This is a genomic window from Pseudomonas sp. MDT1-16 (assembly GCF_054898115.1).
The window spans coordinates 1,374,811-1,399,781 of the sequence record NZ_CM142717.1; the positions used below are offsets into that span (position 1 = coordinate 1,374,811).

Consider the following 24,971-nt stretch of genomic DNA (forward strand, 5'->3'; position numbering starts at 1 on the left):
GATGTTTGGTAAATTAAGTTGGGAAGCGGTCCCGTTCCACGAACCGATCGTGATGATAACCATCGCCATGATCGCGCTCGGCGGTCTGGCACTGTTCGCGGGTATCACTTATTTCAAGAAGTGGACCTATTTGTGGACCGAGTGGCTGACGTCGGTCGACCACAAGAAAATCGGCGTGATGTACATCATCGTGGCCATGGTCATGCTGCTGCGTGGTTTTGCCGACGCCATCATGATGCGTACCCAGTTGGCCATGGCCACCGAGGGTTCGCCTGGCTACCTGCCGCCTGAACACTATGACCAGATCTTCACCGCTCACGGTGTGATCATGATCATCTTCATGGCGATGCCTTTCTTCACCGGCCTGATGAACCTTGCGGTGCCGTTGCAGATCGGTGCGCGTGACGTTGCCTACCCGTTCCTGAACTCCCTGAGTTTCTGGCTGCTGGTTTCCGGCGTGGTGCTGATCAACCTGTCCCTGGGCGTTGGCGAATTCGCCAAGACCGGCTGGGTTGCCTATCCGCCGCTGTCGGGCCTGCAATACAGTCCGGGCGTGGGGATGGATTACTACATCTGGGCGCTACAGCTATCCGGGCTAGGTACGACGCTGACGGGGGTCAACTTCCTGGCCACCGTGCTGAAGATGCGTACCCCTGGCATGAAGCTGATGGACATGCCGATCTTCACCTGGACCTGCACCTGGGCCAACGTTTTGATCGTCGCTTCGTTCCCGATCCTGACCGCTACCCTGGCTTTGCTGACGCTTGACCGTTACATGGATTTCCACATTTTCACCAATGAACTTGGTGGCAATCCGATGATGTACGTCAACCTGTTCTGGGCCTGGGGTCACCCCGAGGTGTACATCCTGATTCTGCCGGCGTTCGGGATCTTCTCCGAAGTCATCTCGACCTTCTCCGGCAAGAAACTGTTCGGCCACCACTCGATGATCTACGCCAGTGGCGCGATCTCGATCCTGGGCTTCATGGTCTGGCTGCACCACTTCTTCACCATGGGTTCGGGGGCCAGCGTCAACGCCTTCTTCGGTCTGGCGACGATGCTGATTTCTATTCCGACGGGGGTGAAGCTATTCAACTGGTTGTTCACCATTTACCAGGGGCGTCTGCGTTTCACCAGCCAGGTTCTCTGGACCCTGGGCTTCATGGTGACCTTCGCCATCGGCGGCATGACCGGCGTACTGCTGGCCATTCCGGGTGCTGACTTCGTTCTGCACAACAGCCTGTTCGTGATCGCGCACTTCCACAACGTGATCATCGGCGGCGCGGTATTCGGTTACATCGCAGGCTTCAGCTTCTACTTCCCGAAAGCGTTCGGCTTCAAGCTGCACGAAGGTTGGGGCAAGGCCGCGTTCTGGTTCTGGATCACCGGCTTTTTCGTCGCCTTCATGCCGCTCTATGTACTGGGCTTCATGGGCATGACCCGTCGTCTGAACAGCTCCACCAACCCTGAGTGGGTGCCTTATCTGTACGTTGCGTTGTTCGGGGCGGTACTGATCGCCATCGGTATTGCCTGCCAGCTGATCCAGCTCTATGTCAGCGTGCGTGATCGCAAGCTGCCAGAGAACATGTGCGAACACGGCGACCCGTGGAATGCCCACACGCTGGAATGGTCGACTTCGTCGCCACCACCGTTCTACAACTTCGCCGTGCTGCCGAAAGCCGAAGTCATCGACCCGTTCACCGAAGCCAAGGAAGACGGTACCGCGTACCAGGCTCCGGCCCGTTATGAGCCGATCCACATGCCAAACAACACCGCGACCGGTGTGGTCATGGGCGCTCTGCTGACCGTGTTCGGTTTCGCGATGATCTGGCACATCTGGTGGTTGGCCATCGTCGGTCTGGTCGGCACCGTGGTGTATTTCACCCTCCATGCTGCCCGTGACGATCAGGGCTACATGGTGCCGGTGGATGTCATCGAGCGCATCGAAGCCGAGCAGCACAAACGTCTGGTAGCGGCCGGGAAAGTACCAGCCACCGCCACCCGTGTTGAAACCTCGTTGGAACAGGCTTAAACCATGTCGAACTTAGTGACCAATGCTGGACACACCCATGTCGATGGACATGGGCACGATGACCATCACCACGACTCGGGCGAGATGACCGTATTCGGTTTCTGGCTCTACCTGATGACCGACTGCATTTTGTTTGCGTCGATCTTCGCGGTGTACGCGGTACTGGTTAACAACGTAGCGGGCGGCCCATCGGGCGCCGACATCTTCGAGCTGCCATACGTACTGGGCGAAACCGCTCTGCTGCTGTTCAGTTCGATCACCTACGGCTTCGCCATGCTGGCGTTGTTCAAGGGCAAGAAGAACCAGGTACTGGGCTGGCTGGGCATGACCTTCCTGCTCGGCGCCGGCTTCATCGCCATGGAGATCAATGAGTTCCACGTCCTGATCGCCGAAGGCTTCGGCCCTAGCCGCAGCGGCTTCCTGTCCGGGTTCTTCACCCTGGTCGGCACCCACGGTCTGCACGTGACCAGCGGTCTGATCTGGATGGCGATCATGATGTATCAGGTGCAGAAAAACGGCCTGACGGCGACCAACAAGACCCGTCTGAGCTGCCTGAGCCTGTTCTGGCACTTCCTGGACGTAGTGTGGATCTGCGTATTCACCGTTGTTTATCTGATGGGGACTCTGTAAATGGCTAACGCAGCTCACTCACACGATGGCCACGACGCCGGCCACGGCAGCGTCAAGTCCTACGCCATCGGCTTCATCCTGTCGGTGATCCTGACCGTCATTCCTTTCGGCCTGGTGATGTACCCATCGCTGCCAAAAGCCATGACCCTGTGGATCGTACTGGCCTTCGCAGTGATCCAGGTGCTGGTGCACCTGGTGTACTTCCTCCACCTGGACCGCTCGGCTGCTCAGCGTAACAACGTGATCGCGTTTGTCTTCGCAGCCCTGGTAATCGTTCTGTTGGTAGGCCTGTCGCTGTGGATCATGTTCAGCATCCACTCCAACATGATGGCGCACTGAGGAAACCCCGGATGTCCTTTAAGCACTTTATCCAAATCACCAAACCGGGGATCATTTTCGGTAACGTGCTTTCAGTGGCAGGCGGATTTTTCCTGGCTTCGAAAGGGCATGTCGATCTGGCCATTTTCCTGGCCGCCATGATTGGCACGTCGCTGGTGGTGGCTTCCGGTTGCGTGTTCAACAACTGCATCGACCGCGACATCGACCTGAAGATGGAACGCACCAAGAACCGGGCGCTGGTTCAGGGCTTGATCTCCCTGAAACTGGCCCTGGCTTTTGCGACCGTCCTGGGTGTTCTCGGCGTTGTACTGTTGTACAAAGTGGCCAACCCGTTGGCCGCTTTGTTCGCGGTGATCGGCTTTGTCATCTACGTCGGCTTCTACAGCCTGTACCTCAAGCGCAAGTCGGTTCACGGCACGCTGGTGGGCAGTCTGTCGGGCGCCATGCCGCCGGTGATTGGCTACGTGGCTGTGACGAACAGCTTCGACATGGCCGCACTGACGTTACTGGTGATGTTCAGCCTGTGGCAGATGCCGCATTCCTACGCCATCGCGATCTTCCGCTTCAACGATTACCGGGCCGCATCGATTCCGGTGTTGCCAGTGAAGCGCGGCATTCAAGTGGCCAAGAAGCACATCCTGCTCTACATCCTGGCGTTCCTCGTGGCGACCTTGATGCTGACCTTCAGCGGCTACGCCGGCATGAGCTACCTCGCCGTCGCCGCGGCCATGGGCATGTACTGGTTGTACATGGCCTGGACCGGTTACAAGGCAGTGGATGACACGGTCTGGGCACGCAAGCTGTTCGTGTTCTCGATCTTCACCATTACCGCGTTGAGCGTGATGATGTCGCTGGACTTTAAAGTGCCGAGTGAGCTGTTGCTGACGTACGCGCCTTAAGATTCAGAGGCTGTAAAAAAGCCCCGCCTTCGAGAGAAGAGCGGGGTTTTTTATGGTTCTTCACGGATCGTGGGGAAGAGAGGATTGACAGTCAGGGTTTAGCAGAATGATCACCCCGAGAATTTTCAACAGGGTGAGCGACCAGCTGAAGGCCAGTTTTAACAGGTGCTCCAGCGCGCCTGGAGGTATCAGCTTGATTGCCTCTGCTGCCGGCGCCGCAGTGGCGTTCAACGTTGTAGGCCTGTCAGGCTCGAGCGGCAAATCACCGGGAATCACACTTACCGCCTTGTAGCCTTTCGGCCCAGGCATTCCGTCGAACTCTACCTGCTGGCCATCCACAAGCTCACCTCCGGCGACACTTTTTTTGTGCACGAAGTAGTTGCGACCATCGTTGCCGCGGATAAAACCAAATCCCCTTTCAGGCATGAAGCGTCACTCGCTCCATACGCATTAATTTCCTCGAAGACTGCTCACTCCCGCCACTGTTGGTAATGGCGCGAAAAACTGTGGCCAGCCATCCGACGCAAGCGTGCACCTGTCCAGTTGTTTCCCCAACATCCGGATTTCCAGATCAGTAAAAGCAATCCCGCAAAAGTTCCGTCACTCCAAAAATACCCGACTAACGGTAATCTCGCGGGCACAAAGCCTGCAATTACTTCATCGACGAACATTTGACGTCAATCTACCGACATACGGATTTCCCAATCAGCAAGCCCAATTGACACAGTTCAATAGCGCGGGTTCGAGCGCAACTGTGGCCGCTACATTTCCCGCCTATAGGATCCTAGACATGATCGACCTCACCACCTGGAATTTAAGCATCCCTGAAGGCAGTCCACCGGCCACCATAGAAACGCCTCGACTGGCGCAAGGGTTCAAGGACCAGCATTTCAGTTCTGACGCCGCTACCCTTTCCTTCTGGGCACCCGTGACCGGTTCCAGGACGGCCAACGCTGTTTACCCGCGTAGCGAGTTGCGGGAAACCTATAGCGATGGAAGGCTGCGCAACTGGCAGTATTCAGCGGCGGATAACACCCTGCGGGCGAGCCTGGCCGTCAATCAAGTGCCCAGTACCGGCAAGATCGTGATTGGCCAGATCCACAACAAGGACAGCAACAGCCCCATGGTCAAGCTGGAATACCAATACAAAACGTCGGCTTCGACGGGAAACATTGTCGCCAAGGTGCGCATGCGTCCCGACGATGAAGAGGGCCAGGTCATTACCATTGCGACGGGTGTGCCGCTCAACAGCAACTTTTCCTACCAGATCCACCTCAGCCCGAAGGGTGCGCTGGGCATCAGCGCAGCAGGATACAACTGGAGAACCACCATCGACCCGAGTTGGAAGACCAAACCCCTGTATTTCAAAGCGGGTGCGTATGTGCAGGACAACACCGGCTATCCCACCGAGGGCGCAAAAGTGACGTTCAGGATGCTGGAGATCCATCACAAGATTTAGTCGCTTCTTAGGTCACTACCGTTGGCACGCCGATCCGAAGGGTAAAGACTTTGGTGGATTTCCTCATCGATCGGCGACCAAGTGGCTAGCTGCCAGTGAACTCAACCGCGCGGGTGGCAGATGCTCTCTAAGCCTTTCATCGCTGCATACTCCGACCCAGAAATGAACATTACTCGGCAATCAGGCTTTCTCTCGGTGTTTGAATTAACACTGATCGAGCAAGTCACGAAGTCCTTGCTTAGGGATCAGGAAGAGGAAAAGCAACGGGCCGAAGTCGCTGACCAGTAATGCCTGCGCAGGAAGTGGCTGTCGATGGCCTGCACGGTGTTGGCCGTGGTGATGATCTTGTCCACCGGCACTTCGATGCCCAAGGCCGACAGCTTGACTCGCAACGCCTCGCGCAGCGGCAGGTAACCGCCAGCGACGCCGTATTCGCCCATGCGCAGGGAGGTTGCGCGCAACGTGCCGCGCACGGCTTTAAGCAACTCTTCAGCCGGCAGCCACGAGGACGGCAGAAAACCGGCGCCAGGGCGCAACGCGCCATTGTCCAGCAGCACCGCGCGGCGGACCACGCTGAGCGTGCCTTGAAGTTGCAGGTCCAGGCCGGCATCGGTCTTGATCGTGGTGCTGGAACGGTGCACGTAATGCCCCGACCCTTGGCGTGAAACCACCAAACCCTTGGCCCGCAAGCGGTCCAGAGCATCCACCACCGTTGATTTGCCCGCGTTCATCAACTCGGAGAGTTCGCGAATCGGCGGCAGCCGGGAGCCGTGAGGCAGGCCTCCGTGGCTGATCGCCTCCGATAACTGATCGACGATCTGCTGAACCAGAGTCCGGTCGCAAAATCGCTACTAAAAGGAGTTCTCAAAATGTACGCAATCGATACGTTCGAAACTTGCACCTCTGTTCCACAGGTAACAACCCACCTCCGTCCAACCACCGGAGTTGCCCAATGACCAACCCCCAAGACCTAAAAACCGGCATTCAGGTGTTCGCTCGTCAGTTCAATCGTTTTCGAATCTAAGGGGCATCAATTTGATCCAAGTTGATTTTCATAGGCGAGCCCCCGAGTCGAGATCTTTGGGCTAATCTGTCAAAAAAACGGATCCAATTTGATCGGGGAGGAGAGATGACTGAACACATGACCTGCGATGAACGATTCATCGCGCTGGCAAAAGAGTTCGGCTACGATATCTACGGCGAGAATACGGCCGGCGGGCATTACGCGCCGTTGGTGCGGCATCACGATGAACTTTACATCAGCGGTCTCGTGCCGCGGATGAATGGTGAAGTTCAGTATCAGGGCAGGGTAGGCCTGGATCTGACGCTGGCGGACGCACAAAGCGCTGCCCGCATCAGTGCGCTGCGCGGTCTGGCATTGATTGTTGATTCCATCGGTTCGCTGGACAAGATCAAGTTGCTATTGCGCGTCACGGTTTACGTAAAGTCCACCGCGGATTTTGTCGATTTGAGCGAAGTGGCCAACGGTGCGTCGGACGTTTTCAGTCATGTACTGGGCGATGCCGGTAAACATACACGAACCACGATCGGCGTTTATCAACTGCCGAAAGACGCAGCCATTGAAGTTGACATGATCGTGGCGATACGGCCATCAACGCTCTAACGATGAACCTGCAGGTAATAGAAAGCCCCACGCTGAATCTCAGTGCGGGGCTTTTCAGTCATCGATGGCGTGTGTTACTGCGCGGCGATGCTGTAGCCATCGAACGCGGTTTGCTGCTGAAGCGCGGTGATGATGTTCTTGCGGTTAACCGCTTGTTCGGCCCCGGCATTGTCCAGGAACGTCTCGCTTTCCAACTCCGCTTCTTCGCCTTCGCCGACGAAGGTGAAGCCCAGGAACTCCAACGCTTCACGGTCAACGTTCAGTCGCGAGCGCGGGGTGCGCAGCGGTAGCGTGACGCTGATGCCATCTTTGCTGATGGTGAACACTTCGACATCTTTCTTGGCGCGAGCAGCCTTGCTCTTGCTACTGGTCGGGTTGCTGATGGCTTGGTGGGTCTGGTTCAGCACCTTCAGTGCGAGGCCGTAGACCAATTCCTGAAACGCCGGATCGTCCTTGAAACTGGAGAGAATCCGGCTGATCGGGAATTTGCTGCTCAAGTCTTCCAGGGCCGCAATGTCGGCAGTCTCAGCGTCCTTGAGTTGCTTGAGTTCGCCCATCAATTCGTAGGCTTTATCGTCGTCGAAGCGGTCGTGAGCCTGGCGAATCGCGGCGCGCAGCTCGCGGATCTGATCGCTTTCCCGGGTGGACTGGAAAGCGTCCAGGACCATCTCGCTGATGGTCTTGGCCTGGGGCACGTGCTGTGAAAGATTGATGGAGTTTTCGTATTCCGCTTTGGACGACAAGGTGACTACGGATTCAGCGGTATTGGAATCGGACATTGAAATTTCACTACTTCTTTTAACTTGGGTTGAGGCGAGAAAGCACAGGGCCTTTTCAGGCCGTCTAATCTATTGGACCGAGGCGGCGTTGTCACGGATTCCCCATCGAATTCAGATTCATCGACCGAACCGCCCATTGCTCGGCCGTTTGCTGATCCACCGCCAACGAAAAGCGGAAGGTCGCGCCGCGTCCGGGAACATCAATCAGCTGGATCTCGCGGCCGTGTAATTGCAGGATCCGGTGCACGATCCGCAACCCCAGTCCGCCATCACGCCGTGCGCCGCCTATGTTGAATGGGCGCAGGAACAGACCTTCGCGCAGTTCGGCGGCAATGCCGGGGCCGGTGTCGCTGACAGTGACTTCGATAAAAGGCCCTTGAGGGCGCAGGCTGAGCTCGATTTCTCCACCTCGGGGGGTATGACGCAGGGCGTTGTCGAACAGGTTGGTCAACACCCGCTCGATCAATCCAAGGTCGGCGCAGGCGGCCGAAACATTGGGTGCGAAGGTGGCCTTGAGTTCGACTTGTCGCGCCTCGGCCGTCAGTTCGAATTTCTGGAAAATGTCCTGCACCAGATCGGTCAGCGAGAAGCGCTCCAGCACCGGTTGCACAAAGCCATGTTCCAGTCGCACCAGTTCCAGCAGCGATTGCGCCAGACCACCCACCTTGCGGCTTTGATCGAGCGCGATGCCCAGATAACGGCGGCGGTCGGTGGGGGACAACGTGGCGTCCTTGAGCGACAAGGTTTCCAGGTAACCGTGCAGCGAGGCCAGAGGCGTGCGCAGGTCGTGGGAGATGTTTGCCACCAGTTCGCGGCGTTCCTGATCCTGGCGGGTCAACGAACGCCATTGCTCACCGAGGCGCGCTTGCATCTGCCGGAAGGCGGCGTCAAGTATGGCAATTTCATCGTGGCTGGCGGCTTTTTCCAGCGGGACGGATGCAGGTGGCGTTACCGGCGCGCCATCGATGTCGAACTGGCTGACGGTTTCGGTCAAACGGCGCAAAGGGCGGGTGATGAGGGCAAATGCCGTGAGACCGGCAATCAGGCACAGCAGCGCCACCAGCCCGATGGACAGCAGTGCGGTATTCAGGGCGGCGCTGGTGGCGCCGCGTTCGGCGAAGCGGTCGTGTTCTTCACTGAGCAGCACCACGTAGAGATAGCCTGCCGGTTTGCCGTTGACCTGTAATGGCGCGGCGCTGAACACCTTGCGGCCATCGACGCTGCGCGGATCGTCGCCGAGAATCGGCAGGTTATCGCCCTTGAGCAGGCGCTGGATCGGCGCCAGGTCGACCCGCTCCCGGCGTATCCGACCCTCGGGCGCAGCACTGCCGACAATCTTGCCCTCGGTGTCGAGCAGGTAAACCTCGACACTGGGGTTGACCAGCATCAACTGGCTGAACAGGTCGCGCACGGCGTCGGGCATCAGGCCTTTGGTGTCCATCAATACGGTGTCATGGGCGATGTGTTGGGCCAGATCCCGTGACAGCCCTTGCACCACTTCCAGCTCATGCATCTGGTTGGCGCGCACCTGCATCCATGCCGACGTGCCGCAACACACCAGCAGCAACACGGCGAAAACCAGAGACAGGCGCTGAGTCAGGGTCAGTCTCACGGCTGCTCCTCCTTGGCCACGAATTTGTAGCCTCGTCCCCACACCGTGAGGATGCGCACCGGTTGTGCCGGATCCGCTTCAATCTTTGCCCGCAGGCGGTTGATGTGTGTGTTGACCGTGTGCTCGTAGCCTTCATGGCGGTAGCCCCAGACCGTGTTGAGCAGGTCCATGCGCGAGAACACTTTGCCGGGCTGACGGGCGAAGAAATACAACAGGTCGAACTCCCGTGGCGTGAGGTCGAGACGGCGCCCGTCAAGGGACACATCGCGCGTGATCGGGTCGATGGAGAGGCCGTCCATGATCAGGCTGCCGGCGTCCATTTTCAGGTTGCGGGCCATGGCGTCGACCCGTCGCAACAGCGCTTTGACCCGGGCCACCAGTTCGAGCATGGAAAAGGGCTTGGCCAGGTAATCATCGGCGCCGAGTTCGAGCCCGAGAATCCGGTGCACTTCGCTGGATCGTGCACTGGTAATGATGATCGGTGTGTAGCGGGCCATGGCGCGGGCGCGGCGGCAGATTTCCAGGCCGTCGACGCCGGGCAGCATCAGGTCGAGGATCAGTGCGTCCCAGCTTCCTTGCTGCAGCAGTCGCATGCCTTCATCGCCATCGGCGCAGTGCACCACCTCGAACTGCTCATCGCGTAGATGCAGGCAGATCAGGTCGGCGATGTGCAGGTCGTCCTCGACCACGAGGACGCGTTTGGTCTGTTCCATCAAGCTCAATCCTTCGGCGCAATGAGCGCATTGTGCGGGTTTTCCGGGGCCGGAGTTATCACGAATTGTTTAACTTCTCGTGAGGATTTGGCGATCAACCCAAGCCTAGGCTGTGTTCCATGTCAGGCACCTGGATTTTTCGGAGACGACCATGTTTTCACGGCGACAGTTTCTCGTAGCAGGCGGCGGGCTAGGCGCTGCAGCCCTGGTCATCGGTGTATTGCCAAAATTTTCCGCAAGTTCTGCGCTGGTCAGTGACGCCAGTGCGACGGAGGTGTTCGAGGTGACTCACAGCGACAGAGAATGGCGCGCCATGCTCAGCGCCGAACAGTACGAAATCCTGCGCGAAGAGGGCACCGAAAGGGCCTACAGCAGCCCGCTGAACAACGAGCACCGTGAAGGTATTTTTGCCTGTGCCGGTTGCGAACTGCCGTTGTTTTCTTCCGCGACCAAGTTCGACAGCCGCACCGGCTGGCCAAGTTTCTGGGCACCGCTGGACAAGGCCGTGGCCACTCGACAGGACCGCTCCTTCGGGGTGCTGCGCGAAGAAGTCCACTGTCGGCGTTGTGGCGGTCATTTGGGCCATGTCTTTGATGACGGGCCCAAACCCACCGGTTTGCGTTACTGCATGAACGGCCTGGCGATGACGTTCGAGCCGCAGTCGGCTTGATCCATGGGCACACCTTTTCGCGTTTACGTTCGGTTGATCGTCATTCCATTTGTTCAGGAGTCAGCCTCATGAAAACCCTATTCACCTGGCGCCGCGCCCTGTTGGGCCTGGCCGCTGCCGGCGTCATCGGCCACGGCTCAGCGGTCTCTTTCAGTGCCGAAGACGCAGTCATCATTCCTCCACCCATCCTCGACGAAACCACCCAGGCCCACAGCGAAACCGCAGTCTTCGCCGGCGGTTGCTTCTGGGGTGTCCAAGGCGTGTTCCAGCATGTCAAAGGGGTGACGAAAGCTGTCTCCGGTTACGCCGGCGGTGCAGCCAACACCGCTCAGTACGAACGGGTCAGCGAGGGCGATACGGGTCATGCGGAATCCGTCGAAGTCACCTTCGACCCCCGTCAGGTCAGCTATGGCACCTTGCTGCAAATCTACTTCTCGGTGGCTCACAACCCTACCGAACTCAACCGTCAGGGACCTGACAGCGGCACTCAGTATCGCTCGGCGCTTTTCCCGGGAAACAGCGAACAGCAACGTATCGCTCAGGCCTACATCGCCCAGCTCGATGCCGCTCATTCGTTCAACAAGCCCATTGTCACCAAACTGGAAACCTACAACGGTTTCTACCCGGCGGAGGAGGAACATCAGGACTTTCTGACCGAGCATCCGACTTATCCCTATATCGTGATCAACGATCTACCGAAGGTCGCGCAGTTGAAGCAGCTGTATCCGAATCGGTATCAGGAGAAACCGGTGTTGGTGAAGGCGGGGATGTGAATGGTGAGTATGCTACTTACGACGTGGGCGCTCCATCGCAATGGTCGACGTTTCAAAACCCAGGCTTGAAAAGAAATCCGAAGCGCCTTCCCGGCCTGCTCGCAGAACCCAGGTAATGTTGGTGTTCTCGCCCATGACATGCTCAACCAGTGCACGCCCGATACCTTCACGTCGATGCTGCCCACAGACGACGACCATCGACAGATAACCGTTTGAAAGGCCGTCAGTGATGCCTCGGGCAAAACCGACAATGCGGGAGTTCTTCACAGCAAGGGCGGTGCGTTGGGAGTTAGTGATCAACTGCGCAAAATGTTCAGCGGAGCCTGTGCGGTGAGCCCATCCGTTCTGCCCCAGAAAAAGCCGTACGGACTCTACTTCCGAGGGCAGTACATCGCGGACATGCAAGACATTGTTCATCCGGAAATCACATTCTTGCCCGCGATCTTCGGGTACAGCGCTTGATCGGCCCTGGCCAGTACAGCGTGTTCGCGACAATGTGAGTGTTTGACTGTATGCATCGTGTTCTCCGCATTTGACAGACGCTCAGTATCCATCGACTTACCAAAGACGTTTCCGTGATCGATGTAATCCCGATCCGAATAACAAGCCATCTCTTGGCTCAGTGGCTGACGGGCGAATACGGCCGCTCGCCCAAACTTTCCACCAATCGAACCAGATAACCGTCCGGGTCCTGCACCAGAAATTCGCGTTGGCCGACTTCCACCGCCTCCGCGCGATACCAGGCTTCGGCGCAGGAACGAAACAACGGCCATTCAACGTCGGCCAGGCGCTGGAGTATGGGATCGACGACATCAACCGTGATTTGAAAGTTTATGCCTCGACCAAACGGCGCTTGCAGTGCGCCGGTTACCCACTGGCCTTCGGCCGGGTCGTATTGCTCCAGCATGATTTGAACGCCGTTTTTATCGAGGTAGGCAAAACCGACCTCGGGGCGTTCATAGGCGATTTGAAAACCGATCAGGGATGTCCAGAAATGAAGGCTTTTCTTGATGTCCGTGACCATTAATTCGGGGACTGACTTGCTCCGTGCAAACATATGCATCCTTGGGAAACAGTGTGATTAGTCGGCGTGTAGCAGGGTGTTCGCAAATGCCGTGATTTCGGTTCGATTCCTGAGTTTGATTTTTGAACCGCTGAACCCTTCGAACAGACGTTGGTGCGCGGAAAATCCACTGGAGTCTTTGCGGGTACGGTAACTGCCGGCCCATTCCAGCAACGCTATCAGCAACGTGTCGTCGTCCTGTTTGTTTTCTCGCTGACGAACATTGGCCACGCAGCTTTCGTCTTCAACACACAGCCAAATCAATGTCGTAGCGCGGTGGATAAGTTCGCTGACGATCCAGCCGTAAACACCCTCGATCACCCAGCGCTCTTCAGCTGCTGCTACCCGCGCCATTCCCAGTGCCTTGGCACGGGGGCGGGGGATGCTGTGTTCGTCGGACAACCAGTGAATCAGGTCGAGATCGATCCTCGAAGCCTGAAGTTGTTCTGCCAATCGTTTAGCCAGCCAACTCTTGCCGGAGCCGGAATTGCCGATGATCAGGGTTCGGGTTAGGTTCATGATGACTCGCCATTTCAGTCTTCGTTGTCAGGCGCAACCATCCGCGTCTTCGGCAAACCGTTTGAGTTGTGCTGATAAATTTCCTGCGGCTGTCCTTTTTCATTAAAGAACACCTGCCCGATCCCCGCCGAATTCCACAGCCGTTCACCCGCTTCAGCATGTTCCGGGACATGCGGAACAATGCGCATGCGTCGACGTTTAGTCAGCCAGTTGAGTGGCGAGCGCGGCGAGTAGAGCCAGCGATTGAGGCGGTCGAACCATTCGAGCAGGGCCGGCGGGAATTCGTTTTTGATGCCGCTGCTGGTGATCTGCCAGATTCGCGGGCCGGCCTTGCGGTGTCGGATCAATACTTCGTAAACGAAGGAATAATGCACATCGCCCGACAGCACCACGTAGTTACCGGGTGTGCGCGAGTGTCGGAAAATGTTCAGGATGACCTGCGCCGCGCCGCGATGGGCCATCCAGTTTTCGGCGTCCACCAGCAGGGGATAACCACACCAGCTGAAGACCCGCTGTATCGTTTCGATCAGTTTGACGCCGAAGATCGGTGCCGGTGAAACGATGATCGCCGAGGGGTGATCGAGCAGTTCCTGTTGCAGTTCGCTGAGCGCTTCCCAATCCAGCAAACCCGAAGGTTGCTTGAGGGTCATCTCACTGCGCCAGCGCCGGGTGCGGGTGTCGAGCACGACAATGGCCGGGCTAGTAGGCAGCACGTAGTGCCAGTTCTGAAACCTCAGCAGCTCATCGATCAAACCGTCCTGCACGTCGCTGTCGAGATAATCGTCTTGCCCTGTGGCACTCAATAAACGGGTTTTTTCCAGCACGTCGTCGAATGCATCCGGATTGTTGCCCCAGCCCTGACACACCATATATGCAATCAGTGCGTTGCCGATGATGCGCTTGGAGAACGGATGACCGTAGGCCGTTTCCTCCCATTGCGCGGAAAGATTCCAGTCATCGGTAATATCGTGATCGTCGAAAATCATCAGGCACGGCAGATGGGCGAACACTCGGGCGACACCCCCCAGGCCCGCTTTGAAATCATCGATGCACGTTTGCTCCAGCGCATAACGCTCGCGTCTTTCGGGAATCAATTTTGGCGGTTTTGGAGCGATCAACGTCCAGGGCGTCGGTGACCACACCAGCAGGTACATGGCCATGACCTCGGCGAACGTCACCAGATGATTGTCAGCACTGCTGCTGGTGAAAATCGGCTTACGCACCCCGCCGAAGAATCGCTCGCGCAGGGTTTCGTTGCTCTTCAGCGCCGGTAACAAATCCGCACGATGGTAGTAGCTGGCGGGATCCTCGTAGAGCTTGGCGCTGTCGCTGACCACCGCACCTTCGAGGTATTCGCCGAACAATCCCAGCCGCGCGATCAAGGCATGGATGGCTCGCAACATGGGGCCTGCGACATCGTCGGCGTACACCTGATCGCCGCTCATCATCAACAGCGCCGGACGTTTGTGTGCATCCGGCTCGGCCTCCAGCAAACGATCGACACACAGCAAACCGTCCGGGGCCGGATGGTGAGGTTTGCGGCAAGAACCATGCAGCAGCTGATCGACCCGTTTACGCAGGACGAAGTTCGGACAACGGGCGTCGCCGTACAGCAGGTGCGGGGCCCAATCGGCGATGCCTGTGCCAGCGTCGTCAATCAGCAGATCGTATTCGATTAACGTGTCGCAGGGCAGGGTGGCGTCCAGCGATACATCGATCAAATGAACAAAGGCCTGGGTGCCCACCGCAATGATCGTGCACTGACTCGCGTCGAGGTGGATATCGTCGCGATCTTGCAGACGCAACGTCAGCGACAGCGCCCGCGACCCCACCAGCCACATCACCAGACGCGTAGGCTCCAGCCGCCGCAACAACGGCCCGACCAGGACAGGGGGAAGGGATTGATGATCGTCTGGCAGTGGCAAAGACATGGACATCCGGGTGCTTGTAACAGAGAAGCGCAGGATGATAACGCAGCTGATGTCAATGAACTGCAACTGGCTTGAATCCGACAGTCAAACAACAACAGGCTGCCCACCCGCCAAGCATTGCACAAGTGAAAGCCCCGAAAAGCTCGGGGCTAATCCCAAGGGATCGCGTGTGAACCTAAGCCTCCCAGCCCGCCCCACTGACCGCCGCCTGCGCCAAAGGGTGCAACTCTGCCCCCTGATGCTCTGTCTGCCAGGCCAGTAACTCCTTGCGCATGCCGGGCGTCCAGTACATCTGCAGATGATTACGCACGCCGAGCACGGCCAGTTGCTGGTCCGGTTCACTGGCGAAGTACTGGGCGATCTGGTTGACCATTTTGATCAGGTTGGCAGTGCTCATCGGCGTACCTCCGCTTTAGCGCCACGCGCCTGACGGCGTTCGTCGAGCAGGCGTTGTTGGTTGTCGCTGAATTCCTGGTAGCGTTTTTGCCACTCGGAAGGGTGGTAGACGCGGCTGACTTCCACGGCGGTGACTTTGTACTCCGGACAGTTGGTGGCCCAGTCGGAGTTGTCGGTGGTGATGACGTTGGCCCCCGACTCAGGGAAGTGGAAGGTGGTGTACACCACACCTGGGGCGACCCGTTCGGTGACCCGCGCACGCAGTACGGTCTGTCCGGCGCGGCTGCCGATGCCAACCCAGTCACCTTCGTTGATGCCACGGCTCTCGGCGTCGGTCGGGTGGATTTCCAGGCGGTCTTCGTCGTGCCAGGCGACGTTGTCGGTACGCCGGGTCTGGGCGCCGACGTTGTACTGGCTGAGGATGCGCCCGGTGGTCAGCAGAAGAGGGTAGCGATTGTTGACCTTTTCCTCGGTGGGCACGTAGCCGGTGAGCATGAAGCGCCCCTTGCCGCGCACGAACTCCTCGATGTGCATGGTCGGCGTGCCGTCCGGGGCCGCGGCGTTGCACGGCCATTGCAGGCTGCCGTGACGCTCCAGTTCGGCGTAGCTGACGTTGGTGAAGGTCGGTGTCAGGCTGGCGATTTCATCCATGATTTCCGACGGGTGCTTGTAGTTCATCGGGTAGCCCAAGGCATTGGCTAGCGCCACGGTGCCTTCCCAGTCGGCCTTGCCGCCCAGAGGCTCCATGACCTTGCGCACCCGGGAGATGCGCCGCTCGGCGTTGGTGAAGGTGCCGTCTTTTTCCAGGAATGAGCTGCCCGGCAGGAACACGTGGGCGAACTTGGCGGTTTCGTTGAGGAAAATGTCCTGCACCACCACGCACTCCATGGCCGACAGCGCCGCGGTGACGTGTTGGGTATTGGGGTCGCTTTGGGCGATGTCTTCGCCCTGGCAATACAGGCCCTTAAAACTGCCGCCCAAGGCTGCCTCGAACATGTTGGGGATGCGCAGGCCCGGGTCGGGTTGCAGGGTGACGTTCCAGGCCTGTTCGAACTGCGCCCGAACCACCTCGTTGGAGATGTGCCGGTAACCGGGCAGCTCGTGAGGGAAGGACCCCATGTCGCAGGAGCCCTGAACGTTGTTCTGCCCCCGCAGCGGGTTCACGCCCACGCCTTCGCGGCCGATGTTGCCAGTGGCCATGGCCAGGTTGGCGATGCCCATGACCGCGGTGCTGCCCTGGCTGTGCTCGGTGACGCCCAGGCCGTAATAAATCGCCGCGTTGCCGCCGGTGGCATACAAACGGGCGGCGGCACGGATGTCGGCAGGTTCTACGCCGCAGATCGGGCCAAGGGCTTCCGGCGAGTTTTCCGCGCGGCTGACGAGTTCGCTCCAGCGGGCGAAATCGCTGCCCTCGCAACGGGCGTCGATAAAGGGCTGGTCGAGCAGGCCTTCAGTAACGATGACGTGGGCCAGGGCATTGAGCATGGCGACGTTGGTGCCCGGGCGCAGGGCCAGGTGCAGTTCGGCGCGGGCATGCACCGAGTCCACCAGATCAATGCGTCGTGGGTCGATGACGATCAGCCGCGCGCCTTCACGCAGGCGGCGCTTGAGCTGGGAGGCGAACACCGGGTGGGCGTCGCTGGGGTTGGCGCCCATCACCAGGATCACGTCGGCCTGCATCACCGAGTCGAAACTCTGGGTGCCAGCGGACTCGCCAAGGGTTTGTTTCAGGCCATAGCCGGTCGGCGAGTGGCAGACCCGCGCACAGGTGTCGACGTTGTTGTTGCCGAACGCGGCGCGCACCAGTTTTTGCACCAGGTAAGTTTCTTCGTTGGTGCAGCGGCTGGAGGTGATGCCACCAATGGAGTCGCGACCGTATGTTTGCTGTAGCCGGCGGAATTCGCTGGCGGCGTAGGTCACCGCTTCATCCCAGCTGACTTCCTGCCAAGGGTCGTTGATGTGCTGGCGGATCATCGGCTTGGTGATGCGATCCGGGTGAGTCGCGTAACCCCAGGCAAAGCGGCCCTTGACGCAGGAGTGGCCGTGGTTGGCGTGACCGTTTTTGTCGGGAACCATGCGCACCAGCTTGTCGCCTTTCATCTCGGCGCGGAACGAGCAGCCCACGCCGCAATAGGCGCAGGTGGTGATCACGCTACGTTCGGGCTGACCCAGTTCGACCACGCTTTTTTCCATCAAGGTCGCGGTGGGGCAGGCTTGCACACAGGCGCCGCAGGACACGCATTCCGAGTCGAGGAAGTTCTCGCCACCGGCGGCCGCCACCCGGGATTCGAAACCGCGCCCGGTAATGGTCAGGGCAAAGGTGCCCTGGGTTTCTTCGCAGGCGCGCACGCAGCGGTTGCAGACGATGCACTTGCTCGGGTCAAAGTCGAAGTAGGGGTTGGACGTGTCCTTCACGTCGGCCAGATGGTTGTCGCCTTCATAACCGTAACGCACCTCCCGCAGGCCGACCTGGCCGGCGACGGTTTGCAGCTCGCAGTTGCCGTTGGCCGAGCAGGTCAGGCAGTCCAGCGGGTGATCGGAAATGTACAGCTCCATGACATTGCGGCGCAGGGTCGCGAGCTTCGGCGTCTGGGTGTGCACGCTCATGCCTTCGCTGACCGGCGTGGTGCAGGACGCCGGGTAGCCGCGCATGCCGTCGATCTCCACCAGGCACATGCGGCAGGAACCGAAGGCTTCCAGGCTGTCGGTGGCACAGAGTTTGGGAATGGTGGTGCCCAGCAGCGCGGCGGCGCGCATCACTGAGGTCCCTTCGGGCACGCTGATGCTGCGGCCGTCGACGTTCAGGGTGACTTGCACCTGGCTGTCGCGGGCCGGGGTGCCGAGATCGATGTCGGTTTTCGGGTCGAAGAGAGTGATCATTGGTCGGCCTCCGAGGCTTGCAGGCCGAAGTCGGCGGGGAAGTACTTGAGGGCGCTGGCGACCGGAAAGGAGACCATGCCGCCCAATGCGCAGAGCGAACCGTATTGCAGGGTGTCGCACAGGTCCTTAAGGATGATCACCTGCTCATCACGGCCGCTCTGGTCCGGCGCGGCCAGCAGACGGTCGATCACCTCCACGCCCCGGGTCGAGCCGATGCGGCAGGGGGTGCATTTGCCACAGGATTCCTCGGCGCAGAACTGCATGGCGAAGCGCGCCATGCGGGCCATGTCCAGGCTGTCGTCAGCCACCACCACACCACCGTGACCGAGCATGGCGCCGATGGCGGCGAACGCCTCGTAATCCAGCGGCGTGTCGAACTGCGACGGTGGCACCCAGGCGCCGAGCGGACCGCCAACCTGAGCGGCCTTCAGCGGCCGGCCACTGGCGGTACCGCCGCCGTAGTCTTCCACCAGCTCCCGCAGGGTCAGGCCAAAGGCCCGTTCCACCAGACCGCCGTGACGAATATTGCCCGCCAGTTGGAAGGGCATGGTGCCCAGGGAGCGGCCCATGCCGTAATCGCGATAAAACTGCGCGCCCTTGGCCAGAATCAGCGGCACCGAGGCCAGCGTCAGCACGTTGTGCACCAGCGTCGGCAGACCGAACAGCCCTTGCAGCGCGGGGATCGGCGGCTTGGCGCGGACGATCCCGCGCTTGCCTTCGAGAGAGTCCAGCAGCGCGGTTTCCTCACCGCAGATGTAAGCGCCGGCACCGACGCGCACTTCCATATCGAAGGCCTGGCCGCTGCCGCCGACATTGGCGCCGAGGTAACCGTTGGACCGGGCGACGTCCAGCGCCTCGCGCAGTGTCGCCACGGCTTGTGGATATTCCGAGCGCACATAGATGTAGCCGTAGTTGGCGCCGACGGTGATGCCGGCAATCGCCATGCCTTCGATCAACAGGAACGGGTCGCCTTCCATCAACATGCGGTCGGCGAAGGTGCCGGAATCGCCTTCGTCGGCGTTGCACACAATGTATTTCTGCGCCGCCTGGGTGGCGCGCACCGTGCGCCATTTGATTCCGGCCGGGAAAGCCGCGCCGCCACGGCCACGCAGACCGGAATCGAACACCGTTGTAGCAGTCTGCTCGCCGCCCAGTGCGACGGCCCGGTTCAAGCCCTCGAAACCGCCGTGGGCTCGGTAATCGTCCAGGGACAGCGGCCGGGTAATACCGGCGCGGGCGAACAGCAGGCGTTGTTGAGTCTTCAGATAAGGCAACTCTTCCACCAGACCCAAGGCCAGTGGATGAGCGGAGGGCTCGCCTTGCAGCGCCTCGAGCACGGACGGCACATCGGCAGCGGTCAACGGGCCAAAGCCGATTCGGCCTTGCGGGGTCTCCACTTCCAGCAGCGGTTCCAGCCAGTACAGGCCGCGAGAGCTGGTGCGTTGCAGATCCACATTTTGGAGGGCCAAGGCCACTTCATCAGCGCCCACGGCACGGGCCAGCGAATCAGCGGGCAGATAGAAGCGCGGCATCATGCGTCCTCCCGACAAGCATCGAGCAGCGCATCCAGACGCTCGGCACTAAGCCGCGCATGCACCTGGCCATCTAATTCCAGAGCGGGGGAACAGGCACAAGCGCCGAGGCAATACACCGGACGCAAACTGATGCTGCCATCGGCGCTGCTGCCGTGATCGTCCAGTTGCAGACGTTCGCGCAACTGCGCGGCAAGCTGCTCGGCGCCACGGCTCTTGCAGGACTCAGCCCGGCACAGACGCAGGATATGCCGGGCCGGAGGCGCGGTGCGGAAGTCATGGTAAAAACTGATCACCCCGCGAATCTCCGCCTGACTCTGGTTGAGGGCGTGGGCAATCTCGGGGACGGCAGCATCGGGGATATAACCGATGCCCGCCTGAATCTCATGAAGGATGGGCAACAGTGCGCCGGGGGAGCCTTTGTGGCGCTCCAGCAGGCTGTTGACCATAGGCAGGTGCAACATCTCATCAGGCATACAGCAATCCTCACGGTCACGGACAAACCAGAAGGTTGTCGGTCGTCCGAAAGTGTCGGCTGCGGCACTCACACCACGTCACGGTATCGTGGCATTTTCAGGCCGGTGGCCAGGGCACCCTGAGCGGGCATCTTGTTGTGCCCGGTGCGGTCTTCGCCGCACCTCTTAAAGGGCATAAAAGGCAGATTGCCACGCCGCCTTTGATTTAACTGCACCAAAGCGACGTGTTCGGTTCTGCCTACGACTATCCATTAAGTCTAGATGAGTGGGGTGCGGGGCGTTCACTCACTGGCCTAATGCCCTGAGGGCGTGTCGATGGGTGATGTATAGCAAGCATTACCGGTAAGAAACAGCATCAGATCCGTGGGTAATTTTAGGGAGCAGAGCTGTTCTATCGCGTTGATTTGTTCCGCTGTAAGCCGATAGTCATAGACGCAGTCATCGTCCTTCGCCCACCCCAGGATCGGCTTGAGATCCTCGACAGAAACCGGGATTTCCTTTTCATAGGACGCGAAATCCTCGCCTTCCGGAACGCCCATAAGCACGTGTTTCATTGCTCGAACTTCCTTGTAGGGTCTGCTGGTTTGTTTCGAATTCCAGTTTCGTGGCTCAACTCTCAGCTTCGCCCTGAACTGAGCATCGCCAGCCCGAAATCCTCAGGACCAATCCAAAATTCCAATCAACACGCAAAACCCCTGTGGGAGCGAGCCTGCTCGCGAAAGCCGTCAGGCCGGTTCTCCGATGCACCACCACTGTACTGCGACCTCATCGTCAGGTTGAGTTACGTCATGCCCGTGCTCGACGAAATTCGCTGGTGTGTGCAACGCAAGAGCATGACTGATCCGCTCTGGCATGAGAGCGTTAGTCTCACCGAGAAAACCCAGATAATAGTCCCGGTCATAGAAGAGGGTGACCTCGCTCTGATGAACCCATGGCCACACCAGCAGGCAAGCGACCCGGTAGTAACCCTGTGAGTGGTCAGCAGCGTTGGACAGGTGGCAAGCGGCTTCGAGCAGTTGCTGAATGCAGAAGGCCTGAACTTCGATTCTTGCTTGAGGGCCTTGAACCAAGGCCGCGTGCACCGGGATCTTCCAATGTGTGTAGCGCTCCATGCGCCCGGATCGCGGGTAAAACTCGTCGCGAAAGCTGGAGGCCCATTGTTCCAGAGCACGAAGGCGGCGGGGAACGCCTCTGATCGGCTTGTTGCTGAGAGCGATTTGCCGCATTGATACGTCCTTGTGATGCCGAAAAGTCTTTCATTGTGTCTGCTGGCGCAATGGAAAAGTGGACAGATTTATTTCCATATCTGCCAAAGCCGTACCCAGTACCAGCGGGTGTAAAGGCGTGACAAGCTTGCCTAACACGATCATTCACTGAATATCTTTCAAGTATCCCTTTAGTGCAGTGAGCGGCGTATCAAGCTGCTCCATTGTCTGCGCATTGCTGACATTAGCTGACAACCGTTGCAGTTCACGCCCAAGCGGCGTATCAGCCCCGCCTATAGCGTCTAGCGCCAAACCTGCGCAGTGCGCCACTCTAAGCTGAATACTCTCGACATCACCCCGGCGCACCAGCAAGCCAAATACCTCCCGCTCGTAATCGCTCATGATCGGATCATCCCGCAGAATCGGACTCGACCCCTCCGTCTCATAAGCCAGCTTCAGACAGAACAAAGCAACAGTTTCCAGCAGCAGTTCCATGAGATGAATCCTTGAGAAATGTCGTACCGGCCGCGGGCGGGGAGATCAAAAGAATCTCCAGCAAGCCGGCTCCTGCGGGTCGGCGGCGTGTCGCCCACTTTATCGCAGACGAAAAAAAAGGCCTTGCAAAGCAAGACCTTTCTTAATTTTGGTGCCCCGAGGGAGACTCGAACTCCCACTTCTTGCGAAAACGGATTTTGAATCCGCCGCGTCTACCAATTCCGCCATCAGGGCTCAATGGCGGCGAAGTATAGAGATGAGATTACCGTCGGTCAATCAGGTACATAGAGAATTTTCACTATTTCGGCTAGACTTCCGGCCCCTGCTAGACGAACCCCATCATGCGCGTTGCTGACTTTACTTTCGAACTCCCTGATTCGCTGATCGCTCGCCACCCTTTGGCTGAGCGTCGCAATAGTCGCCTGTTGACCCTGGATGGGGTCAGCGGCGCCCTGGCGCACCGTCAATTCACTGATTTGCTCGAGCATTTGCGCCCGGGCGATTTGATGGTGTTCAACAATACCCGGGTGATTCCGGCGCGGCTGTTTGGCCAGAAGGCTTCCGGCGGCAAGCTGGAAATCCTGGTGGAGCGGGTGCTCGACAGTCATCGCGTGCTCGCCCATGTGCGTTCCAGCAAGTCGCCCAAGCCCGGTTCGAAGATCCTGATCGACGGTGGTGGCGAGGCTGAGATGCTGGCGCGGCACGATACGTTGTTCGAGTTGGGGTTCGCCGAAGAGGTGTTGCCGCTGCTCGATCGCGTCGGCCACATGCCGTTGCCTCCTTATATAGACCGCCCGGATGAAGGCTCGGACCGCGAGCGTTATCAGACGGTCTACGCCGAGCGTTTGGGCGCGGTGGCGGCGCCGACGGCAGGGCTGCATTTCGATCAGCCGCTGATGGAGGCGATTACCGCCAAGGGCGTCGAGACGGCGTTCGTGACGTTGCACGTCGGTGCGGGCACGTTCCAGCCGGTGCGCGTTGAGAAGATCGAAGACCACCACATGCACAGTGAGTGGCTGGAAGTCGGTCAAGACGTGGTCGATGCAGTCGAAGCCTGCCGCGCTCGCGGTGGTCGGGTGATCGCCGTTGGGACCACCAGCGTGCGTTCGCTGGAAAGTGCCGCGCGCGATGGTGTACTCAAGCCGTTCAGTGGCGACACGGACATCTTTATCTACCCGGGCCGGCCGTTTCATGTGGTCGATGCCCTGGTCACCAACTTTCATTTGCCCGAATCCACGCTGTTGATGCTGGTTTCGGCGTTCGCCGGTTATCCCGAAGCCATGGCCGCTTATAAAGCCGCCGTCGAGCATCAATACCGCTTTTTCAGCTACGGTGATGCGATGTTTATCACCCGTAACCCTGCACCACGTGGCCCAGAGGAAACAGAATGAGTCGCCAAAGTCGTATGTCGTTTGAGTTGCTTGCTACTGACGGCAAGGCTCGTCGCGGTCGTTTGACCTTCCCGCGCGGTACCGTCGAGACCCCGGCCTTCATGCCGGTGGGCACGTACGGCACCGTCAAGGGCATGCTGCCGCGGGACATTACCGCGACCGGCGCGGAAATCATTCTGGGCAACACCTTCCACTTGTGGCTGCGTCCTGGCACTGAAGTGATCAAGAAGCACGGCGACCTGCACGATTTCATGCAGTGGAAAGGCCCGATTCTTACCGACTCCGGCGGTTTTCAGGTGTTCAGCCTAGGCGCGATGCGCAAGATCAAGGAGGAGGGCGTGACCTTCGCCTCGCCGGTTGATGGCGCCAAGGTGTTCATGGGCCCGGAAGAGTCGATGCAGGTCCAGCGCGATCTGGGCTCGGACATCGTGATGATTTTCGACGAATGCACGCCGTACCCGGCTGACGAAGACGTCGCGCGGATTTCGATGGAGCTGTCGTTGCGTTGGGCCAAGCGTTCGAAAGAAGCCCATGGCGACAACACGGCGGCGCTGTTCGGTATTGTTCAAGGCGGTATGCACCAGGATCTGCGCATGCGTTCCCTGGAAGGCCTCGATCAAATCGGCTTCGATGGCCTGGCCATCGGTGGTCTGTCGGTGGGCGAGCCGAAACACGAGATGATCAAGGTGCTCGACTACCTGCCAGGTCAGATGCCGGCTGACAAACCTCGTTACCTTATGGGCGTTGGCAAACCGGAAGATCTGGTTGAGGGTGTGCGCCGCGGTGTGGACATGTTCGATTGCGTGATGCCAACCCGTAATGCCCGCAATGGGCATCTGTTCATTGATACAGGCGTGCTGAAGATCCGTAACGCGTTCCATCGCCATGATGATTCGCCGCTGGATCCGACCTGCGATTGCTACACCTGCCAGAACTTCTCCCGTGCTTATCTGCACCATCTGGACAAGTGCGGCGAAATGCTGGGTAGCATGTTGAATACCATCCACAATTTGCGCCATTACCAGGTGCTTATGGCTGGTTTGCGCGAGGCTATTCAACAGGGTACATTGGCCGCCTTTGTCGATGCCTTCTACGCCAAACGCGGGCTTGCTGTTCCGCCTTTGGACTGAGTTTTCTGACCCCAAGATTCAACATTTGCAACTGGAGTGCTAAATGAGCTTTTTTATCTCTAATGCCATGGCTGACGCTGCTGCACCTGCGGCAGGCCCAATGGGTGGTGGTTTTGAGTGGATTTTCCTGGTCGGTTTCCTGGTCATCTTCTACCTGATGATCTGGCGTCCACAGGCCAAGCGCGCCAAAGAGCAGAAGAACCTGCTCGGCAGCCTGCAGAAAGGCGACGAAGTTGTGACCACCGGTGGTATCGCCGGCAAGATCACTAAAGTGGCAGACGATTTCGTTGTTCTGGAAGTTTCCGACACCATCGAAATGAAGTTTCAGAAAGGCGCCATCGCCGCCACGCTGCCAAAAGGCACGCTGAAAGCGATCTAAGTTTCAACTTCTACTCAATCGACGGGGCGCGCAAGGCGCCCCGC

At 58.9% G+C, this 24,971-nt stretch carries 26 protein-coding genes, 1 tRNA gene and 1 pseudogene; 11 read left to right on the plus strand and 17 right to left on the minus strand.

The window, feature by feature from the left end; genetic code table 11:
* The first annotated feature begins 1 nt into the window (after window position 1).
* Genes cyoB through cyoE form a run of 4 tightly spaced genes read left to right on the plus strand, consistent with a single transcriptional unit; the run spans window position 2 to window position 3,900 of the window.
* Entirely contained in the window at window positions 2–2,032 is a 2,031-nt protein-coding gene (cyoB, locus tag ACYZT3_RS06120; RefSeq protein WP_282375226.1) for a cytochrome o ubiquinol oxidase subunit I, read from the plus strand.
* Window positions 2,033–2,035: 3 nt separating this feature from the next.
* Window positions 2,036–2,662 (plus strand): cytochrome o ubiquinol oxidase subunit III, encoded by a 627-nt coding sequence (locus ACYZT3_RS06125; RefSeq protein WP_282375227.1) that lies wholly within the window; start codon window positions 2,036–2,038, stop codon window positions 2,660–2,662.
* Window positions 2,663–3,001: a cytochrome o ubiquinol oxidase subunit IV gene (cyoD, locus tag ACYZT3_RS06130; protein WP_461968752.1), complete on the plus strand. Its 339-nt coding sequence runs from the start codon at window positions 2,663–2,665 to the stop codon at window positions 2,999–3,001.
* Between the two features lie 11 nt (window positions 3,002–3,012).
* Window positions 3,013–3,900, plus strand: coding sequence for a heme o synthase (gene cyoE / locus ACYZT3_RS06135; RefSeq protein ID WP_282375229.1), 888 nt, complete (start codon window positions 3,013–3,015; stop codon window positions 3,898–3,900).
* 60 nt (window positions 3,901–3,960) lie between these two features.
* On the opposite strand, the gene ACYZT3_RS06140 is transcribed toward cyoE, so the two are convergent.
* Window positions 3,961–4,326, minus strand: a complete 366-nt coding sequence (locus ACYZT3_RS06140) for a cold-shock protein (protein ID WP_462031713.1) — start codon at window positions 4,324–4,326, stop codon at window positions 3,961–3,963.
* A 364-nt stretch (window positions 4,327–4,690) separates the two neighbouring features.
* Between ACYZT3_RS06140 and ACYZT3_RS06145 the strand changes: the two genes are divergently transcribed.
* A complete protein-coding gene (locus ACYZT3_RS06145; protein ID WP_282375230.1) occupies window positions 4,691–5,359 on the plus strand; it encodes a polysaccharide lyase family 7 protein in 669 nt (222 codons plus the stop codon).
* Between the two features lie 308 nt (window positions 5,360–5,667).
* Here the strand turns inward: ACYZT3_RS06145 and ACYZT3_RS06150 are convergent.
* A pseudogene (locus ACYZT3_RS06150) lies at window positions 5,668–6,189 on the minus strand (GntR family transcriptional regulator); the annotation flags it as partial.
* Between the two features lie 299 nt (window positions 6,190–6,488).
* On the opposite strand from ACYZT3_RS06150, the gene ACYZT3_RS06155 reads away from it, so the two are divergent.
* On the plus strand, window positions 6,489–6,983 hold the full coding sequence (locus ACYZT3_RS06155; RefSeq protein WP_282375231.1) for a RidA family protein: 495 nt from the start codon (window positions 6,489–6,491) through the stop codon (window positions 6,981–6,983).
* A 74-nt stretch (window positions 6,984–7,057) separates the two neighbouring features.
* On the opposite strand, the gene ACYZT3_RS06160 is transcribed toward ACYZT3_RS06155, so the two are convergent.
* The 3 genes from ACYZT3_RS06160 to ACYZT3_RS06170 form a co-directional block, all read right to left on the minus strand.
* On the minus strand, window positions 7,058–7,762 hold the full coding sequence (locus ACYZT3_RS06160) for a hypothetical protein (RefSeq protein WP_282375232.1): 705 nt from the start codon (window positions 7,760–7,762) through the stop codon (window positions 7,058–7,060).
* Window positions 7,763–7,853: 91 nt separating this feature from the next.
* On the minus strand, window positions 7,854–9,374 hold the full coding sequence (locus tag ACYZT3_RS06165) for a sensor histidine kinase (protein WP_462031714.1): 1,521 nt from the start codon (window positions 9,372–9,374) through the stop codon (window positions 7,854–7,856).
* Window positions 9,371–10,087, minus strand: a complete 717-nt coding sequence (locus tag ACYZT3_RS06170) for a response regulator transcription factor (RefSeq protein ID WP_282375234.1) — start codon at window positions 10,085–10,087, stop codon at window positions 9,371–9,373. Before ACYZT3_RS06170 ends, ACYZT3_RS06165 begins: the two co-directional genes overlap by 4 nt.
* A gap of 151 nt (window positions 10,088–10,238) precedes the next feature.
* Here ACYZT3_RS06170 and msrB point away from each other — a divergent pair, with 151 nt between their 5' ends.
* Window positions 10,239–10,757 carry a peptide-methionine (R)-S-oxide reductase MsrB gene (msrB, locus tag ACYZT3_RS06175; RefSeq protein ID WP_462031715.1) on the plus strand — a complete coding sequence of 173 codons (519 nt, stop codon included), beginning with the start codon at window positions 10,239–10,241 and terminating at the stop codon, window positions 10,755–10,757.
* A 68-nt stretch (window positions 10,758–10,825) separates the two neighbouring features.
* Entirely contained in the window at window positions 10,826–11,530 is a 705-nt protein-coding gene (gene msrA / locus ACYZT3_RS06180; protein ID WP_462031716.1) for a peptide-methionine (S)-S-oxide reductase MsrA, read from the plus strand.
* A 12-nt stretch (window positions 11,531–11,542) separates the two neighbouring features.
* Here the strand turns inward: msrA and ACYZT3_RS06185 are convergent, their stop codons facing one another.
* The 12 genes from ACYZT3_RS06185 to ACYZT3_RS06240 all read right to left on the minus strand — a co-directional run bounded on the left by ACYZT3_RS06185 (window position 11,543) and on the right by ACYZT3_RS06240 (window position 22,261).
* On the minus strand, window positions 11,543–11,947 hold the full coding sequence (locus ACYZT3_RS06185; RefSeq protein WP_462031717.1) for a GNAT family N-acetyltransferase: 405 nt from the start codon (window positions 11,945–11,947) through the stop codon (window positions 11,543–11,545).
* Window positions 11,948–12,149: 202 nt separating this feature from the next.
* Window positions 12,150–12,587, minus strand: a complete 438-nt coding sequence (locus ACYZT3_RS06190; RefSeq protein WP_462031718.1) for a bleomycin resistance protein — start codon at window positions 12,585–12,587, stop codon at window positions 12,150–12,152.
* A 24-nt stretch (window positions 12,588–12,611) separates the two neighbouring features.
* On the minus strand, window positions 12,612–13,112 hold the full coding sequence (locus ACYZT3_RS06195) for a P-loop NTPase family protein (RefSeq protein WP_462031719.1): 501 nt from the start codon (window positions 13,110–13,112) through the stop codon (window positions 12,612–12,614).
* Window positions 13,113–13,126: 14 nt separating this feature from the next.
* Window positions 13,127–15,049, minus strand: coding sequence for an alkaline phosphatase D family protein (locus ACYZT3_RS06200; RefSeq protein WP_462031720.1), 1,923 nt, complete (start codon window positions 15,047–15,049; stop codon window positions 13,127–13,129).
* Window positions 15,050–15,218: 169 nt separating this feature from the next.
* Entirely contained in the window at window positions 15,219–15,440 is a 222-nt protein-coding gene (locus ACYZT3_RS06205) for a formate dehydrogenase subunit delta (RefSeq protein ID WP_282375241.1), read from the minus strand.
* Window positions 15,437–18,319, minus strand: coding sequence for a formate dehydrogenase subunit alpha (gene fdhF / locus ACYZT3_RS06210; RefSeq protein ID WP_462031721.1), 2,883 nt, complete (start codon window positions 18,317–18,319; stop codon window positions 15,437–15,439). The genes ACYZT3_RS06205 and fdhF overlap by 4 nt, the downstream gene beginning before the upstream one ends.
* The gene (locus tag ACYZT3_RS06215) at window positions 18,316–19,854 is read right to left on the minus strand and encodes a formate dehydrogenase beta subunit (RefSeq protein WP_462031722.1); all 1,539 of its coding nucleotides are present in this window, start codon (window positions 19,852–19,854) and stop codon (window positions 18,316–18,318) included. The genes fdhF and ACYZT3_RS06215 overlap by 4 nt, the downstream gene beginning before the upstream one ends.
* Complete coding sequence (locus ACYZT3_RS06220; protein WP_462031723.1) at window positions 19,851–20,327, minus strand: formate dehydrogenase subunit gamma; 477 nt, start codon at window positions 20,325–20,327, stop codon at window positions 19,851–19,853. Before ACYZT3_RS06220 ends, ACYZT3_RS06215 begins: the two co-directional genes overlap by 4 nt.
* A 293-nt stretch (window positions 20,328–20,620) precedes the next feature.
* Window positions 20,621–20,881, minus strand: a complete 261-nt coding sequence (locus ACYZT3_RS06225; protein WP_282375245.1) for a DUF7683 domain-containing protein — start codon at window positions 20,879–20,881, stop codon at window positions 20,621–20,623.
* Between the two features lie 171 nt (window positions 20,882–21,052).
* Window positions 21,053–21,553 (minus strand): DUF3916 domain-containing protein, encoded by a 501-nt coding sequence (locus ACYZT3_RS06230; protein ID WP_282375246.1) that lies wholly within the window; start codon window positions 21,551–21,553, stop codon window positions 21,053–21,055.
* A gap of 144 nt (window positions 21,554–21,697) precedes the next feature.
* A complete protein-coding gene (locus ACYZT3_RS06235; RefSeq protein ID WP_282375247.1) occupies window positions 21,698–22,027 on the minus strand; it encodes a hypothetical protein in 330 nt (109 codons plus the stop codon).
* A gap of 149 nt (window positions 22,028–22,176) precedes the next feature.
* Window positions 22,177–22,261, minus strand: a tRNA-Leu gene (locus tag ACYZT3_RS06240).
* Window positions 22,262–22,368: 107 nt separating this feature from the next.
* On the opposite strand from ACYZT3_RS06240, the gene queA reads away from it, so the two are divergent.
* From queA to yajC, 3 genes are read left to right on the plus strand one after another with little or no spacing between them, the layout of a single operon-like run.
* Window positions 22,369–23,418: a tRNA preQ1(34) S-adenosylmethionine ribosyltransferase-isomerase QueA gene (gene queA, locus ACYZT3_RS06245; RefSeq protein WP_462031724.1), complete on the plus strand. Its 1,050-nt coding sequence runs from the start codon at window positions 22,369–22,371 to the stop codon at window positions 23,416–23,418.
* Window positions 23,419–23,432: 14 nt separating this feature from the next.
* The gene (gene tgt / locus ACYZT3_RS06250; protein ID WP_282375333.1) at window positions 23,433–24,548 is read left to right on the plus strand and encodes a tRNA guanosine(34) transglycosylase Tgt; all 1,116 of its coding nucleotides are present in this window, start codon (window positions 23,433–23,435) and stop codon (window positions 24,546–24,548) included.
* Between the two features lie 43 nt (window positions 24,549–24,591).
* On the plus strand, window positions 24,592–24,927 hold the full coding sequence (gene yajC / locus ACYZT3_RS06255) for a preprotein translocase subunit YajC (RefSeq protein ID WP_046046023.1): 336 nt from the start codon (window positions 24,592–24,594) through the stop codon (window positions 24,925–24,927).
* Window positions 24,928–24,971 lie beyond the last annotated feature (44 nt).